Source organism: Mycoplasmopsis iners ATCC 19705, assembly GCF_000701805.1.
In the GTDB taxonomy this organism is placed as follows: domain Bacteria; phylum Bacillota_I; class Bacilli_A; order Mycoplasmatales; family Metamycoplasmataceae; genus Mycoplasmopsis; species Mycoplasmopsis iners.
Map to the genome: position 1 here is coordinate 46,754 of NZ_JNJW01000003.1, position 16,767 is coordinate 63,520.

The following is a 16,767-nucleotide window of genomic DNA, read 5'->3' on the forward strand; positions in this document are numbered from 1 at the left end:
CAAATATGATTAGTGAGTTTTCACAAGAAGTTGCAGAACAATTAAAATATTATGTTTATAGATTAATCAATCCTCGAAACGGGCAGACCTTTTATGTTGGAAAAGGAAAAGGCAACAGAGTGTTTCAGCATGTGAAGTGTGCAATCGATTACTATGACGGAGCTGAAGGAATCGATGAAGAAGATCCAAATAAGTTCAAAATAATACAAAGCATCAAAGAATCTGGGCTTGAAGTTATACACATCATACAAAGGTGGAATCTGACAGAAAGTGAAGCATTCCAAGTAGAATCTGCTTTGATTGATGCGTATCAAGGGTTGTCAAATATCCAGTCTGGACATCATTCAGATTTTGGAGTTACAAACGCTGAAGAACTTCAAATGAGATTATCAATGAAAACTTATGATGAACCCACTGATTTTAAGTATCTAATTATAAAAGTCCGTTCGTGGAGATTAGAACAATTGGAATCTGAATTTCCAACCACTTATAGATATGAGGCAACAAGAAGAGAGTGGAAAATAAGACCAAGATCAGTAAAAGAATATAAATATGTATTTTCTGCGACTGACGGAATAGTAAAGGAAGTCTATAAAATAAAAGATTGGTATAGGTCTCCAGATGAAAATTCATCACGATTTGCTTTTAACGGCGAAATCGCTGAAGAAGAAATAAGGAAGAAATATATCAATACCAGAATCCCAGATACATATTGCAAGAAGGGAATGGCATCTCCTGTTTTATTCTCAAAGAATTAAGAATATAAAAAAACTTTATAGCAAGAAAACTAAAAGTATATGAGCAATCAATCCTTAGTTTCAAAGTTAAAAGCTCAGGATTTTATAGCATGTATAGGTTAATTCTATGTGTGTAATTTTAAAACGTAAAAAAACGAATATGTCTTATTTATAGGCATATTCGTTTTTTTAGACTTTCAAACTTGGAAACTCGAGATAAATACGTTTCCATTGTTTTCCTGATTTTCCAAGTTGGAAATTCATGAAACAAAAAACACGAAATATGGATTGTCCATATTCCGTGTACAAGTTTAAATTGTGATTTTTTTATTATTAATCTTCGTCTTTAACTTGAATGTTACGACGTTTGATAATGTCATCAGCAATGTTTTTTGGACATTTTTCATAGTGGTGGAATTGCATTTGGTATGTTCCACGTCCTGATGTCATACTACGTAAGTCGGTTGAATAACCAAACATTTCACTAAGAGGTACTAAAGCACGAATAATGCTTGCTCCATCGTTTCTTGTTTCGTTTTCTTGTAATTGTCCTCTACGACGAGTTAAATCACCCATAACATCACCAAAGTAATCTTCAGGAATAACTACTGCTACGTCCATAATTGGTTCAAGAAGTACTGTGCCTAATTGATCTTTAGCTTTAGTTAAAGCTTTAGAAGCAGCTATTTTGTAAGCCATTTCTGATGAGTCGACATCGTGGTATGAACCATCAAATAATGTCGCTTTAACATCAATCATTGGGTAACCAGCTAAAATACCTGCTGCCATTTTGTCTTCAAGACCTTTTTGAATTGGTTTAATGTATTCTTTAGGAATTTTACCACCAACGATTTTGTCAATAAATTCAAAACCTTGGTCTGGGTTTGGTTCAAATTTAATTCATACGTGACCGTATTGACCTTTACCACCAGATTGTTTAACGTGTTTACCTTCAACTTCAGCAGCTTTGGTAATTGTTTCACGGTATGAAACTTGAGGAGCACCAACTTTAGCTTTAACATTGTGTTCTCTTCTTAAACGGTCAACAATGATATCAAGGTGTAATTCACCCATACCAGCAATAATGGTTTGACCGGTTTCTTCATCTGTGTAAGTTCTAAATGTAGGGTCTTCAGCAGCTAATTTTTGAAGACCTAAAGCAAGTTTTTCCATAGCATCTTTTGATTCTGGTTCAAGAGCTTGTGAAATAACTGGTTCTGGGAAAACCATTTTTTCTAAGATGTAACGTGGAGATTTTTCGCCAACTAAAGTATCACCTGTTGTGGTTGATTTTAAACCAACAGCAGCATTGATATCACCAGCATAACATTCATCAATTTCTTGACGGCTATTAGCATGCATTTGAATAATACGTCCAATTCTTTCTTTTACATCTTTGGTTGAGTTGTATACATAGCTACCTTTTTTAAGCACACCAGCATACACACGGAAGAATGTTAATGAACCTACATAAGGGTCAGTCATAATTTTGAAAGCAAGAGCTGCAAAATCGTGATCATCTGTTGCAGGAACATCTAATTCTTCGCCATTTAATTCAGCTTTAATAGCTGGAACATCCAATGGTGAAGGTAAGTAATCAACAACAGCATCTAACATTTTCTTAACAGCTTTGTTTTTGAAACTTGTTCCACAAACAACTGGGAAGAATTCTGAAGTAATAGTTGCTTTTCTAATAATTGCTTTTAATTCTTCAACTGTTGGTTCATAACCTTCTAACACTTGCATCATGAAGTCATCATCAAAAGTGGCAACTGCTTCAATTAATTCTTGACGTTTAGTTTTTGCTAATTCAACTAAATCACTAGGAATTTCAACTTCTTTAGCAATTTCTTCTGGTTTTCCATCATAAACAAATGCTTTCATTTCAACAAGGTCAACAATACCTTCGAAGTAGCTTTCAGCACCAATTGGAATTTGAATTGCTACTGCATTTGCATTTAATCTTTCTCTAACAGATCTAACTGACATGAAGAAATCAGCACCTGCTTTATCCATTTTGTTTACGTAAACAATTCTTGGAACTTTATAGTTTGTTGCTTGTCTTCAAACTGTTTCAGTTTGAGGTTCAACACCACTTTGGGCATCTAAAACAGCAACAGCACCATCTAATACACGAAGTGAACGTTCAACTTCAACTGTAAAGTCGACGTGTCCTGGTGTGTCAATAATGTTAATTCTTTTACCATTTCAGTAAGCTGTTGTAGCAGCTGAGGTAATTGTGATACCTCTTTCTTGTTCTTGTTCCATTCAGTCCATTTGTGAAGCACCATCGTGGGTTTCACCAATTTTGTGAATTTTACCTGTGTGTAAAAGGATTCTTTCTGTAGTTGTAGTTTTTCCTGCATCAATGTGAGCCATAATACCGATATTACGGTAATCTTTTAATTCGTATTCTCTAGCCATAGTATCTTAAATAATTAATCCTATCATCTAAAGTGAGCAAAAGCACGGTTGGCTTCAGCCATTTTGTGTGTGTCTTCACGTTTTTTGATTGCTCCACCTGTTTTGTTTGATGCATCAATAATTTCTTTAGCTAAACGAACGTCCATAGTTTTTTCGTTTCTAAGACGTGCATATTGTACTAATCATCTTAAACTTAATGTTTGTTTACGACGAGCTGAAACTTCTGTAGGAACTTGGTAGTTTGTTCCACCGATTCTTCTTGTTCTAACTTCCAATTGTGGAGTAATGTTTTCAATAGCTAATAAGAAAACTTCCATTGGATCTTTTTGTGTTTCTTTTTTAACAATATCAAATGCGCTGTAAAGGATTTCTTGAGCGATAGATTTTTTACCGTCTAACATAATGGTGTTGATTAATTTGGTAACTAATACTGAGTTAAAAATTGGGTCTGCTAATACTTCTCTAATAGGTGCACTATTTTTTCTTGACATATTTTCTCCTTAATTTAAATAAACTAGATTAGTTTTTCTTTTCTTTCTTTGTACCGTATAATGAACGACCTTGTTTACGGTTGTTAACACCAGCTAAGTCTTGTGTTCCACGAACGATATGATATCTAACACCAGGTAAGTCTTTAACTCTACCACCTCTAATTAAAACAACTGAGTGTTCTTGTAAGTTGTGTCCTTCACCACCAATGTAAGCTGTAACTTCCATTCCATTTGATAATTTAACTCTAGCGTATTTACGCATAGCTGAGTTAGGTTTTTTAGGGGTCATTGTTGCAACCCTTGTACATACACCTCTTTTAAAAGGGGCAGATGCTTTATATTGTTTTTTAAGCAATGAGTTGTAAGATAAATTTAAAACAGGAGCTTTAGATTTTCTCACTTTGTCAACTCTACCACTTGTAACCAATTGATTTGTTGTTGGCATATTTTTCCTTTCTTAATTTTCAATGTCCAAAATTCACTATAGTTAATATAACTTAAATTAATATAGTTGTGTCTATTATATAACAACTAACCCGTGTGTATCAAAAAAAATTTTTTTTATTTTTCGGGTTAATAAAACTTCAAAATTTAATTAATAAAATTGGGCTAAAAATTAAAAAAACTCGCATAATTCGCGAGTTTCTAATAAAGTCCAGTAAAACAAATTTTTAAGCTTTCAGGTTTGATATCAAGTAAAGCAACAAACCTATTTTCCAATTCTTTAGCGAAATTATTAATTACTGTGTGAAAGTTTTTATCTTTTTTAATTTTTACATCAATTACAAAACCAACATTGTCATGGCTTTTAGTAAAAATGATTCTTGGTTCATTTGCCAATTTAATGTATGGCACATCACTAATGCAATTGTGCACCAATTGCACAAAAGCATCTTCAGTAATTGAATATGATTGATTTACTGAATAATTTACTGTTACGTAATTCATTATTCTTTATTACCTTTACCAACGTATTTACCTGTTTCAGTTGAAACAATAATGTAATCATTTTCTTTAATGAACATTGGGGTTTCTAATTCAAAACCAGTTTCAATTTTTACTTTTTTCTGTGGATTGGTTGTTGTATTGCCTTTAACAGCATCCGGCGCTTCAATAACTTGTAAAGTAACATTAGCATCTAATTCAACATCAAGAACTTCATCATTGTATTTTCTAATTTTAACAATTGAGCCTTCTTTTAGGAAGTTGAGTTCTCATTCAACATTTTTAACTGGGATTTCAATTTGTTCATATGTTTCATTGTCCATTAACACAATATTTTCACCATCTGAATATAAGTAATTCATTGGTCTTTTGTCAATGTGAGCTTTATTAACTTTGTCGCCACCTGTATAAGATTTAATTGTTGTGCTGCCAGTTCTTAAGTTTTTAACTTTAGCCTTAACATTAGCTTGCCCTCTACCTTGTTTTGAGTGTTGAGCATCTAAAACTACAAAAATTTCACCATCATCTTCAAAAGTAATTCCTGGTTTAAATGTATTAACATTAATTACATCCATAATATATCCTCCATTTATGATTGTTATAATTTTAATATATTTATTAAATTTCTTAATATTTAATTAGTTAACTTAAATATTGCATTTACTTAATTGGCTGTGAAAAAGTTAATTGGGCAAAATAAAAGAGCTATTATTAGCTCTTAAATTTGTCTTATTAACTATTTTTAAAATAGTTTTTGATTTCTTCAACTTTATTTAATCTTTCTCAAGGTAAATCTAAATCGTCTCTACCGAAGTGACCAAAAGTTGCTGTTTGTTGATAAATTGGTTTTCTTAAATCTAAATCGCGAATAATACCGGCTGGTGTAAGATCAAAAACTTCATAAATACACTGAGCAATTTTTCTTTCTAAGTCTTTGTTGCCATAATTGAATGTATTAACTGAAATGGACATTGGTTCTGTAACACCAATAGCATATGAAACTTGGATTTCAACTTTAGGCAAAATGCCAGCTGCAACTAAATTTTTAGCAATTCATCTGCAAGCATAAGCAGCAGAACGGTCAACTTTAGTGCAGTCTTTACCACTAAAAGCACCACCGCCATGTCTTGCGCTTCCACCGTAAGTATCAACAATAATTTTTCTACCTGTTAAACCGGTATCACCAACAGGACCGCCTATAACAAATTTGCCAGTTGGATTAATATAAATTTTGCTTGGCATGGCTAAGTTATATTTATCTAAAACACCTTTGATTATGATGTTTTTGATAAAATCTTTAAATTCTTGTTCATTATAATCTTCTGAATGTTGAACTGAAAATAATATCGCTTCAACAGTATATGGTTGATGTGAATAGTCGATTGAAACCTGGCTTTTCATATCGCTGCCTGCTCATTTGAATTTTAATGGATCATTGTCAGGTAAATTTCTCAATTCTTCAGCTTTTTTAACTAATTCATGGGCTAAAGTAATTGGTAAAGGCATATAACTTGGGGTTTCATTAGTTGCATAACCAAACATTATCCCTTGATCACCAGCACCAATTTCTTCATCAGCTAAAATTACACCTTGTTTAATGTCAGGGCTTTGTTCATTAATGCTAATTGTTTTTGCGGCTTTTTGATATCAATTTGTTAAATTTAATTTGGCAAAAATTTGTTCCAAAATTGGCTCAACTTCAACATGGGCTGTTGAAGAAGCTTCGCCGGCTATTGTTAAAACATTTCTACTAATTAAAGCCTCAACTGCAACGTGTGCATATGGGTCTTGTTTTAAATATGCATCTAAAATTGCATCTGAAATTTGATCACATATTTTATCTGGGTGTCCAGCACCGACAGACTCGCTTGTAAAATAAATTTTTTCACTAATCATAAAAATAAAAATCTCCTTGTTAATGGAAACACACGGAGATTTGTTGATGTTTATACATGTTAGGTTATTACCCCTCGTTATCCACCTTGCTAAATAGTAGGTTGGCATGCTTCAAAGCTAACTAAGCTCCACAACTCTGTATGTTTCCTTAAACAATCATAATATAAAATAAAAACAGTTGAAGCGTTTTTTTAATATTTCCATTATTTAATAATATGTAATATTATTATTAATATATTAATTAGGAGACAAGATGGGTTTTTTTAGTTATTTAAAGAATAAATTGTTTAATAAAAATAAAAAAGATGTAGCTGAAAAAGAAAAAGAATTAAAAGCCAAAATCGATAAAGAATTAGTTGAATCTAAAAAACTAGATAAATATAATGCTGGTTTAGCTAAATCATCACTTGGTCAAAAAATTCTTGACTTACAAAACAAACATACCAAAATTAATGAAGAATTTTTTGAAGAGCTTGAAGAAATTTTAATTATGAGTGACATTAATGCTTCTTTGGTTTATGCAATTGTTACACATATTCAAAACGAAGTTAAAAGAAGAAATTTAACTGAAACTAAAGCAATTGGCGAATTAGTGGCAGACCAAATGTTTGTTATTTATACTAATAAAAGCGTGGTTGATACAACTTTAAATTATCATGAAGATCGTTTAAATACCTTTATTTTTATCGGGGTTAATGGTTCTGGAAAAACCACTTCAATTGCTAAAATAGCACATAAATTTATCATAGAAGGTAAAAAAGTTTTAATTGCGGCCGCTGACACATTTAGAGCTGGAGCAGTTAGTCAATTAGAAGTTTGAGCAAATCGTGTTGGTGCTGATATTGTTAAACCAATTAAAGAAGGTGCAGATCCTTCATCAGTAGTTTATAGTGCTTTAGATAAAGCGAAAGCTGAAAATTATGATTTATTATTAATCGATACTGCTGGTAGATTGCAAAACAAAGTTAATTTGATGAAAGAATTGGAAAAAATGTATCAAATCATTAAAAGATTCCAAGAAGATGCACCACATGAATGTTTATTAGTTTTAGATTCAACCACAGGTCAAAATGGTGTTAGTCAAGCCAAAGCATTCAGCGAAGTTACTAGTCCAACAGGCATTATTTTAACCAAAATGGATGGAACTTCAAAAGGTGGTATAGTTTTATCAATTAAAGATGAATTCGATTTAAATGTTAAATATATTGGTTTAGGCGAAGGCTTAGATGATTTAGAAGAATTTGATTTAGATAAATTCATTTACGCGATGACAAAGGATTTAATCGATGAAGCAGATTAATTTAATCAATGAAATTGATGAAATTGATTATTTAATTGATTTATTTGAAAACTATCAGGATTTCTTAACACAAACTCAAAAACAAGCATTTATGCTTTACTTTTATGAAAACTTGTCTTATCAAGAAATAGCTAATGAAACAGCTACTACAAGAAGCGCAGCTTATGACAGTGTTAAGAAAGCAATTCAAAACTTAAAAAAAATTGGAGCTAAATTAAAACACAAATAAAATAATTGTAAAATTGACTTTTTTCTATATAATAATGATACTTTTTTCGATGAATTAGAGGAGGAAATATGCCAAGAGAAGGATTTACATTAGCTTGCACAGAATGTAAAAATGAAAATTACATCAGCAAAAAAAACAAAAAGAATAATCCAGAAAAAATTGAAATTTCTAAATTCTGCAACACATGTAGAAAACAAACAAATCACAAAGAAAAGAAATAATTCTAATAATTATCAAAGCTCCTTATGGAGCTTTTATTTTTGCTTTTGGGGGCGAATACTTTCCAAGTTTGCAAATTGAAAATGCCTAATATTGCTTATTCATAGTAATATTTGGCATTTTTGCTTTCTTAAATTACACACATAGAATTAATGGATCTATTTCGAATGCTAAATGAAATTTGGCCTATTAGCGACACAAAAGATGTAAAAAAATCTCACAAATGTGAGATTTTAAAATTACGCAGCAAATTTAGGGTTTGATTGGCTTTTTACATATACAAAAGCTGTTGATGAAGTAACGATTAAGTTGATTGCTATTAAGAAGTAAGCTCACCATCTGCCTTGACTCTTGATTTTTGGTGCGTCTAAATTTGAATCAACAATGTTTTTCATTTGAATGTATGAGAAACTTGAAGTTCTTGCGACTGTGAAAATTAAAAGTGTTAAAGCAACAATTATCAAAGTTAAGGCGGTAGCTACTATTCCATATATGAAGTTAACTTTAAATAATGAAATTAATTTTCAAATTGAAATGATAATTAAACTCATGAACACAACAAGGAATACTATATAAGCTGTGAAAGCAACTAGTATTGCTGATGATTTAACTTCAAATAATAAATATGATAATTCTTTTTCTTTAGCTTTATCAATTAATAGATAAATTGTGTTAGTAAAGAATTTTGAGAAATAATATCCTGTTTCTCTTAAAAATGTATGGTCTTTAGCTGTTTTAGCTAGGCCTTTATAAAGGTCATATCTAGAACCATTTTCCATAAGGAATCATGCCGCTAATAACATGATTAAGAATGTAATTAAAAGAGCGACAATTGGGAAAAAGTTTCCTTTAATTAAATCTCTAATATTGTATTTATTACGAACACCTGGTTTAACTAAAGAAGCTGTTTTATTGTGTTTTTCACTAACAGAAGTTTCTTGAACAGATTGTGTAGTTACTTGTTCTTTTGTGCCTTGTTCTTCGTCTAGCTTTGTTGTTTTTTGAATTGGTTGTTCTAAAATTAATTGCTCATTAACAAAGTAGTCTTGACCATGATTGCTATCTGCTCAGAATTTATGAATATTTTTACGATTATCCATTATTTGCCTCGCTATTTGTGTTATTAGCATTTAATTTGAATAATTTTAGAAGTTCTAAAATGTGTTGGTTGTTTGGTTCTGAGTTAGCAATAAAGTCCCTTGCGATATTTGATCTAATTCATGATGAATCGCTACTTGCTCATTTAATTTTAGCGCTTGATTCTAAGCTGCTGTAGTTGGCATCTCCATAATTTACTTCTTGTTTATTAGCATCTAACAAGGTTGGGTTGTATGTTCAATCACTTTGGAAAATATCTTTAGTGTAAACTGGCATATTTTCTAAAGTAAATTCATATGTTTTGGCATCTGTGTCTCTTTTACCTTTTTTGTATTCGTTAACAATTTTGGCAATATCGTAGTAATCATATGAATCTGTTTCTTTGTTAAACACTTCTAAGAAATAAACTAAATTGTGGTTTGCTCTACTGTAAGCAACATTAACTTGAACGTTTTCTAAACCATTGTAATAAAGAATTGTAGCAAAAAATCTAGCAACATCTTGTGGTTGAGCACCATAATTGTCAATTCATTCATCTACTAAATCGTTAATTTTTTCTTCAACTACTGTTCTTGTTGTGACATCTAAACTTTCTAATTGTGAGTAATTTTTAACATTTTCTTCATTGTCAAAGAAAGTAGCTGGACTATTAAGGAATTCATTTCATTTTTCGCTGTCTTTTTCAACCACTTTGCTAAAGACTGTTTCTAATGAAACATCGCTAAATAATTCGCTTTTTCTTTCAAGTAAGAAGATTGATGGCATGGCTAATTGCATACCTTTTTCTTGTTGATAATTAAGTTTTAAACCGTGGTTTAAAGCATAATTAAACATATTTAATAATTTTTCTCTGGTTGTCTTACCAGCATTATATTTTTCGTTAAATTTATTCAAGAAGTATGAATAAATTTTGTCATCTGATTTGTACATTAAAGAAATTGGTTGACCTGTAATTGAACCATTAGCATTTTCTTTAAGTAAAACATTGTAATTTGTGATGGCTAAATAATTAAATGGTGTATTTTTGAAGAAATAATTCAACACTTTTAAGCCATCTTTACTTGATTTAAATTTATTTAATTCAGTTGTTTGTAATTTAGTACTGTCTCATTTTAATGTTGTATAGCTATTTGGATCATAGTCAATAAACATTGAGTGATATTTAATTAAGTCTGATAAATATCTTTGTGCTGAATCGGCTTGTGGATTAACAGTGTAATAATCTGCTTTTAATTTAATAGGGAATGTTTTGGCATATTTGGCAATGTATTTAATGTTTGGATCAACAGTTAATAAACAAGAAGAAGCAATAATTGGTGTAGTTGCTGAAGCAACTAAGCCAACTGGAATAAGTAATTTTTTAATTTTTTTCATTCGCTCCCCCTTATAAGATTGCATTGTAGTTTCAACTTTTGAAACCAGCGTAGCAAATATATGATCCCATTAAAATAATTACTATTGATAATGCCACACCACCAATTGCATATGAACGTTCTACACGAGCATTACTTAACATTTCTTGTGGTAAAACGGCGTAATCACGATAAACTCTTAAAATAAATTCAGCATTAGAAATAATAATTGAACAAAGTATTAAGGCGATGATGGCAGCAATTAAAAGAATTAATCAAAAAATTGTTTTGGTTTTGATATTGGCTTTTTTCATATCTATCCTTTAATTGTGCTTCCTTGTCTTGAAATTGATGCCATAATACGTTTTCTAAATAATAAGTAGAAACCAAACATTGGCGCAATAGCTAGTAAAGCACCTGCCATTTTAACACTTTGTAATAAGTACTCTGAACCATCGATTTCTTCTTTACCAACCGAGAATAATCATAATGAAAGAACTTGGAAGTTTCCGTTTGAAACTAATGATGGTCATAAGTATGAGTTTCATGAAGCTAATGCTGTAAGAATAACAACTGTTAAGGTTGTTGGCGAAATCATTGGCACTGCGATTTTAAAGAAATATTTAGCACCAACAGCACCATCAACTGTAGCAACTTCTTTAAGTCTATTAGGAATCGCTGAGAAAGCATTTCTAAACATTAAAGCACTAAAGATTGAAGCAATGAATGGTAAGGAGATTATCGTAACCATACCCGTAAAGTAATTATTGATATGTGTAGTATTGTTTAAAATTGAAATAACTCTGTATTGACCTGATAATAAAGCAACTTCCGGTAATACTAAAAGTGCTATAAAAAAGCTTCAAATAACATTTTTAAATTTTCAATTTTTAAGTGAGAATGCATAACCACCTAACATTGTGATAAATGTTTTAACAACTATTGAGAATAAAACGTTAATAAATGTTAAAACAAATGCATCGCCATACTTTGTTCCTGAGTTAGATGTGCTAGCCGCAGTAACAAAGTTTTTTCAAACTCATTCTTTCGGTATTAAAGAGAATGAAGTTTTAAGTAAGTCTGATTGTTCTTTAGGCATTAAAGAAATCATAACCATAAAGAAGAATGGGAATAAGATAACTAATGCAAAAAGTACTAAACCAAATAATTTAAGGCTAAAGCCTAAAACCATTAATGATATTCTTGTTTCGTGGACTTGTTGAGCTGTGTTTTCTTTATTTTTTCTTAGCTTGATATTCGATCATCACTTTCGAATTCTTAATCCGATTTCAAACATTGAATTCTCCTTTGTTTAATGATACTTTTAGAATTGTATTAAATCCACCACGAATTAATGAAGAGTAACAAACTCCTATTAAGAATAAGGCTAAGGCAGCAGAACCAGCATATGGATAATTACCACCTTTGGTAAATTTATACACATAAAGCATTAATGATGAAGCACCATTAATAACAGCTGCGTCTGGTTGGTTGTTAAAGATAGCTAATGGGAACACTTTAATACCATTAATGATACCCATTGTAATAAGGAATGTTGTTGTTGGCTTAATTGCTGGTAAGGTAATTGTAAAGAATTGTTTTACATTACCAATACCATCGATCGAAGCTGAACGATAAAGGTTTTTGTCAACTGACAACATAGCAGTTGTTGCGATTAAGACATTAAATGCTAAACCACTTCAAACACCTTGTGTAATGATTGGTAATAATGCTCTAAGTGAGAATTGATCTCCAGATTCTAATCATCCATATGTACCTAAATTAAATACTGTGTTAACAACACCTGATGGTGAGTAAACTTGCATAAAGAATAACGAAACAGCAACAGCACTGGTCATATATGGTAAGAAGAAAATTGTTTGTCAAAATCCTCTTAATCTTTTATTAATAACATTAGCAATTAATGAACTTATTAATAAAGAAATCATCATTACAAATGGTAAAACAATTAGCCCGTAAATAATAGAGTTTCTAAAACCTACGGCAAAGGCTGGGTCAGCTAAAACATCTTTAAAGTTTTCAAATGTAAAATAAGATGACCCTGATGGTGTTTCTTTAAAAAAGGCATTCTTAATATTAAGGAATAAAGGTGTCAATGTAAAGAAACAAATAACCAAAATCATTGGTAATAACATTGAAATTGGTTTGTAGGCTGCAACTGGTTTCTCAATAATTGAGCCTGATAATGATTGTGCTTTATTTTGTGATTGTTTTGTAGCACTATATTTGTATAAAAATGGTAATTTTAGTGAAATTTTTGCTCATAAATTATTACTTAATTTCATTGTAATTTACTCTTCTTTCAGTTAACTCGTCAAACAAGTGAAGACGGTCACTTGGAACATCAAAGTAAATAGTATCGCCGACTTTGTAATTTAGACGATTGTCAATTAAGAAGTTAGCATCGTTGTTGTCTGCTAATTTAACAATTAATTTACTTTCTTTACCAAAGTTTTCAACTGCTTTTACAATTCCACTAAATCTTCCGGTGTTATCTTCTCTAACAATAAAGTCTTCAGCACGTACGCCCACTGCGAATGTTGCTTCAGTTTTACCTTCGATTTGAATATTTTTAATTACGTTACCATAAATGTTTAATTCACCATTTTTGTATGTTCCTGGTAACATAGCCATTTCAGGCATACCTAAGAAACGAGCCACAAATTTGTTTTTTGGATGTCTATAAAGTTCCATTGGTGAACCAATTTGTTGTACTTTTGCCATAGACATACATACAACAATGTCACTAATTGACATAGCTTCTTCCTGATCGTGAGTAACGAAAACAGTTGTAATACCAAGTTTTTGTTGAATTTCACGGATTCATTGACGAGTAGAAATACGTAATTTAGCATCAAGGTTAGATAATGGTTCATCCATTAAAAGAATTTGTGGTTTCTTAACTATAGCACGTGCGATAGCCACACGTTGTTGTTGTCCACCAGAAAGTCTTGTTGGTTTCTTTTGTAAAATAGGTAAAATTTCAACTCTTTTAGCAACTTCAAGAACTTCTTCGTGAATTGCTTTTCTAATAGTAATTAAATCTTTACTTAATTCAGCAATTTGATCTCTATCTTCATTTGATAAAGGAGCATTTTTAAGTTTTTTATCTTCAAGCATAACATTTGCTAAATTGTATTTAACTTCAACTTCTTTTAAAGCTTTATTGAAGTTCTTTAATGCTCAATGGCTGAAGTATTTGTTATTACGTTTTAATTGTTCTAAACTGTCGTGTGAATTTTCATCACTTGCAGCTTTAAGATTTTGTGAATTATATTGTTGTTTAGCTTCAGCTAAAGCTAATTTTTTTTCTTTAATTATTGTTCCATACTTAGCAATAGCTTTGGCTTGGTTATTGTAGTATTTGTAGAACAATAAGTTTTTCATTAATTTGTTTTCAAGTCTCAATAAATTAAGTCTTGCTTCAATTGAAGCTTGAGCTGATTTAACTAAAGATAATTCATTAATTTTTGCTTGTACTACATCGATTAATTCTTGTGCATGTTCTTGGTTTTTAGGTTTAATTCTCTTAAGGTCTTCTTTTGAAATAAAGCTTAAATCTAAATCATCACCATTTGAACGAACGTATTCACCGCTGTTCTTAAGAATTTGCATTTCTTCCATTAAACCATTTCTTTTTTCTGCATATGATTTTTTAAGACTTTCTAAGCCTTTAAGAACTTCTTTAGATACTGATGATAAAGCAGCTGAATAGTGAACTTTTGACATTTTGTATTCAGTAGTTGCTTTTTCAAGGTCTTTTTTCATTTCGATTAACTTGTTGGTTAATTCTAATGAAGTTTCACGACCAATTCTCTTATAAATATTTCATAATGATCTTAAATTATTAATTTCTTGATCACTTGCGCCTAATGATTTTAAGTAAACATATTTAATTTCATTAAAGGCTGTATTTCTTTTGAAAATAACTTTGTTTTGTCATTCTAAATCGTTTTTAAGTGGAAATGCGATATTTGCATAAACACTCATGTGTGGGTAAAGAGCATAGTTTTGGAACACAAAACCTAATTTTCTTTGTTGAGGAGGTAATTTTGTAACATCTTTTCCTCTAAAGTAAACATTCCCACTAGTAATAGTTAATAAACCAGAAATAGCGTTCAAAGTTGTAGTTTTACCTGAACCAGACGGACCTAAAAGTGTAACTAATGATCCTTCTGGAATTGAGAAACTAACATCATCAACAGCTAATGTTTCACCAAAGTCGATAAAAACGTTTTTTAATTCGATAGCTGGATAATGTTTTCTATTTTGAACATCATTGATTTTTTCAATCAATCTTTGTAATTCTTGTTCATCAACATTATTGTATTTAGAATAATTACTTTTAATTAAACTGTTAATTTTATTAAAAAGTTTCATATTATCCTTTGATTGTTTTTTGTATTTTGTTTTAAAGAATAGCTTAATTGCTATTGTTTCTAGTTAATTTTTCTTTCAATTGTATTTGTTTTGATTTCAAGTGGTTGTAAATACCTTGGTTGTAAAGGTTTTCTTCACTATCTTTTCATAAGAAATCTCATGAGTTAGATGGTTTTTCTATATAAATACCAGTTGAAACTCCATTGGGGTTAGTAAAGTTTTTGTAGAAACCTCTCTTGTTTTCAATAGCATCATTAAACGCATCTGCTATGCCTGGGATTGTGTAATACAATGAATCAGTCGGTGTTACTGCTAAGAATTTATCCTTAGAAATTAATGGCAATGTTAAACCACTATTAACTAATTCCACTGTATATGAATATTTTCATCCTTCTCCAAAGAAGAAGTCACCTAAATATCTACCAAATGAATCTTTGCCGGTTCCACCTACAGTGAAAATTCTAATAGGTGTACCTTTTTTAAAGTTTTTCTTGGCAAATTGTGAAGGTAATTCTGCGTATTGGTATTCGAATGGTGTTGAGTTTTTTCCTCCAACATTCTTTTCAGGAGTATCCATGCCTTCGATTCTTAATTTAAATAAAGCACGTCCCTCGTCATCAGGTTCTGTTTTGCCTGAAGTAATGTCTGATTGGAATTGTTCTCATTTAGGGTGGTCTGGAGTTACTGTATCAGCCAATCTGAATTTTAAAGTATCTCCGTCAGATCAAGAATCGATTATTGCATCAACGTAGATTCCTTTATTGAGTTCTCAATCCACATAAACTTGTTTTGCGATTGATTCATCAAACTTTGTACTAATGGTGCTTGGCAATGTTCAAGTGATTGTAATATCTTTAGTTAAAGATAAATCTGGTCTAAGCAAAGGAACTCAAGCTCCATCGATTAATTTAAAAGTTTGATATTTGAATTTTCTTTGTGTAGAAAATGTTTCATTAGCTTCAGTGGTTGTTTCATTTATATCCCTATCTGTTACTAATTTATTTGAAATGTACTTAGCCATGTAAGTATTGTTGGCTTTGTCATTTTCGTTTGTGGTAAAAACAACAAATTTACTTTGAACTTTTGAAGATGGCAAGTAATAATCATTAATACTAAAACCTTCTGATGTTTGAACATCTAATCTTAAGTTTGCAAATTTGCTCTTAATTTCACTTGATTCAGCTGATGAAACATTTTCGCCTAAACCTAATACTTGTTTTTCATAATAATTTCCAATTTTGTATTTGGTATTTGTGTAATACAAGTTTTTGTAAATAATTTTTTGGTTGTTTTTAATTTCACTTATTTGATATTTATCAATTATTTCTTCATAACTTGAATCTAATAATCCACCAATTTTAATTGATGAATCACTAAATTTGTTAGTTGTTGATGGTGCTACTAAGTCTAGTACATATTTTTTTTGGATTGTTCCATTGTTATAATCCAAAACAACACTTTCAGGAGTTGTGGCTCCAATACCTAGAACACCTTCTATTTTTGCACTAAATTCTGATTCAAGAAATCTGCTACTTATTACTGCATTTTCTGAAACATCATCTTTTTCAACGATTTCTAGTTGTGAATTGCCGCAAGAAGCAGCTAATAATATCGCTGAAACCGGCATAGTTGCAAAGGCTGAAGAAAGAAATAATTTTTTAAAATTAATTTTCAT

At 30.8% G+C, this 16,767-nt stretch carries 17 protein-coding genes; 4 read left to right on the forward strand and 13 right to left on the reverse strand.

The window, feature by feature from the left end; translation table 4 throughout:
- Positions 1-5 precede the first annotated feature (5 nt).
- Entirely contained in the window at positions 6-758 is a 753-nt protein-coding gene (locus tag T395_RS0101320; protein ID WP_029512708.1) for an LEM-3-like GIY-YIG domain-containing protein, read from the forward strand.
- Positions 759-1,070: 312 nt separating this feature from the next.
- Here the strand turns inward: T395_RS0101320 and fusA are convergent, their stop codons facing one another.
- The 6 genes from fusA to metK form a co-directional block, all read right to left on the reverse strand.
- Positions 1,071-3,161 carry an elongation factor G gene (gene fusA / locus T395_RS0101325; protein ID WP_029512709.1) on the reverse strand — a complete coding sequence of 697 codons (2,091 nt, stop codon included), beginning with the start codon at positions 3,159-3,161 and terminating at the stop codon, positions 1,071-1,073.
- Positions 3,162-3,181: 20 nt separating this feature from the next.
- The gene (gene rpsG / locus T395_RS0101330) at positions 3,182-3,652 is read right to left on the reverse strand and encodes a 30S ribosomal protein S7 (protein ID WP_029512710.1); all 471 of its coding nucleotides are present in this window, start codon (positions 3,650-3,652) and stop codon (positions 3,182-3,184) included.
- Between the two features lie 28 nt (positions 3,653-3,680).
- Entirely contained in the window at positions 3,681-4,097 is a 417-nt protein-coding gene (gene rpsL, locus T395_RS0101335; RefSeq protein WP_029512711.1) for a 30S ribosomal protein S12, read from the reverse strand.
- A gap of 200 nt (positions 4,098-4,297) precedes the next feature.
- Positions 4,298-4,600, reverse strand: coding sequence for an MMB_0454 family protein (locus T395_RS0101340; protein WP_029512712.1), 303 nt, complete (start codon positions 4,598-4,600; stop codon positions 4,298-4,300).
- Positions 4,600-5,172: an elongation factor P gene (gene efp / locus T395_RS0101345; protein ID WP_029512713.1), complete on the reverse strand. Its 573-nt coding sequence runs from the start codon at positions 5,170-5,172 to the stop codon at positions 4,600-4,602. The genes T395_RS0101340 and efp overlap by 1 nt, the downstream gene beginning before the upstream one ends.
- A gap of 157 nt (positions 5,173-5,329) precedes the next feature.
- Positions 5,330-6,493, reverse strand: coding sequence for a methionine adenosyltransferase (gene metK, locus T395_RS0101350; protein ID WP_029512714.1), 1,164 nt, complete (start codon positions 6,491-6,493; stop codon positions 5,330-5,332).
- Positions 6,494-6,746: 253 nt separating this feature from the next.
- Here metK and ftsY point away from each other — a divergent pair, with 253 nt between their 5' ends.
- The 3 genes from ftsY to rpmG all read left to right on the forward strand — a co-directional run bounded on the left by ftsY (position 6,747) and on the right by rpmG (position 8,243).
- A complete protein-coding gene (gene ftsY, locus T395_RS0101355) occupies positions 6,747-7,793 on the forward strand; it encodes a signal recognition particle-docking protein FtsY (RefSeq protein WP_029512715.1) in 1,047 nt (348 codons plus the stop codon).
- Positions 7,780-8,022 carry a sigma factor-like helix-turn-helix DNA-binding protein gene (locus T395_RS0101360; protein WP_029512716.1) on the forward strand — a complete coding sequence of 81 codons (243 nt, stop codon included), beginning with the start codon at positions 7,780-7,782 and terminating at the stop codon, positions 8,020-8,022. The genes ftsY and T395_RS0101360 overlap by 14 nt, the downstream gene beginning before the upstream one ends.
- Before the next feature lie 68 nt (positions 8,023-8,090).
- Entirely contained in the window at positions 8,091-8,243 is a 153-nt protein-coding gene (gene rpmG / locus T395_RS0101365; protein ID WP_029512717.1) for a 50S ribosomal protein L33, read from the forward strand.
- A 237-nt stretch (positions 8,244-8,480) separates the two neighbouring features.
- Here rpmG and T395_RS0101370 read toward each other — a convergent pair whose 3' ends face one another.
- The 7 genes from T395_RS0101370 to T395_RS0101400 are packed head-to-tail and all read right to left on the reverse strand — an operon-like array spanning position 8,481 to position 16,767.
- Entirely contained in the window at positions 8,481-9,341 is an 861-nt protein-coding gene (locus tag T395_RS0101370; protein WP_029512718.1) for a hypothetical protein, read from the reverse strand.
- A complete protein-coding gene (locus T395_RS0101375) occupies positions 9,334-10,713 on the reverse strand; it encodes a hypothetical protein (protein ID WP_029512719.1) in 1,380 nt (459 codons plus the stop codon). The genes T395_RS0101370 and T395_RS0101375 overlap by 8 nt, the downstream gene beginning before the upstream one ends.
- A 10-nt stretch (positions 10,714-10,723) precedes the next feature.
- A complete protein-coding gene (locus T395_RS0101380) occupies positions 10,724-11,005 on the reverse strand; it encodes a hypothetical protein (RefSeq protein ID WP_029512720.1) in 282 nt (93 codons plus the stop codon).
- Positions 11,006-11,007: 2 nt separating this feature from the next.
- Positions 11,008-11,988 (reverse strand): carbohydrate ABC transporter permease, encoded by a 981-nt coding sequence (locus T395_RS0101385; protein ID WP_029512721.1) that lies wholly within the window; start codon positions 11,986-11,988, stop codon positions 11,008-11,010.
- Positions 11,927-12,997, reverse strand: coding sequence for a carbohydrate ABC transporter permease (locus T395_RS0101390; RefSeq protein WP_029512722.1), 1,071 nt, complete (start codon positions 12,995-12,997; stop codon positions 11,927-11,929). Before T395_RS0101390 ends, T395_RS0101385 begins: the two co-directional genes overlap by 62 nt.
- Positions 12,984-15,092: an ATP-binding cassette domain-containing protein gene (locus T395_RS0101395; protein WP_029512723.1), complete on the reverse strand. Its 2,109-nt coding sequence runs from the start codon at positions 15,090-15,092 to the stop codon at positions 12,984-12,986. Before T395_RS0101395 ends, T395_RS0101390 begins: the two co-directional genes overlap by 14 nt.
- Before the next feature lie 43 nt (positions 15,093-15,135).
- A complete protein-coding gene (locus T395_RS0101400) occupies positions 15,136-16,767 on the reverse strand; it encodes a hypothetical protein (RefSeq protein WP_029512724.1) in 1,632 nt (543 codons plus the stop codon).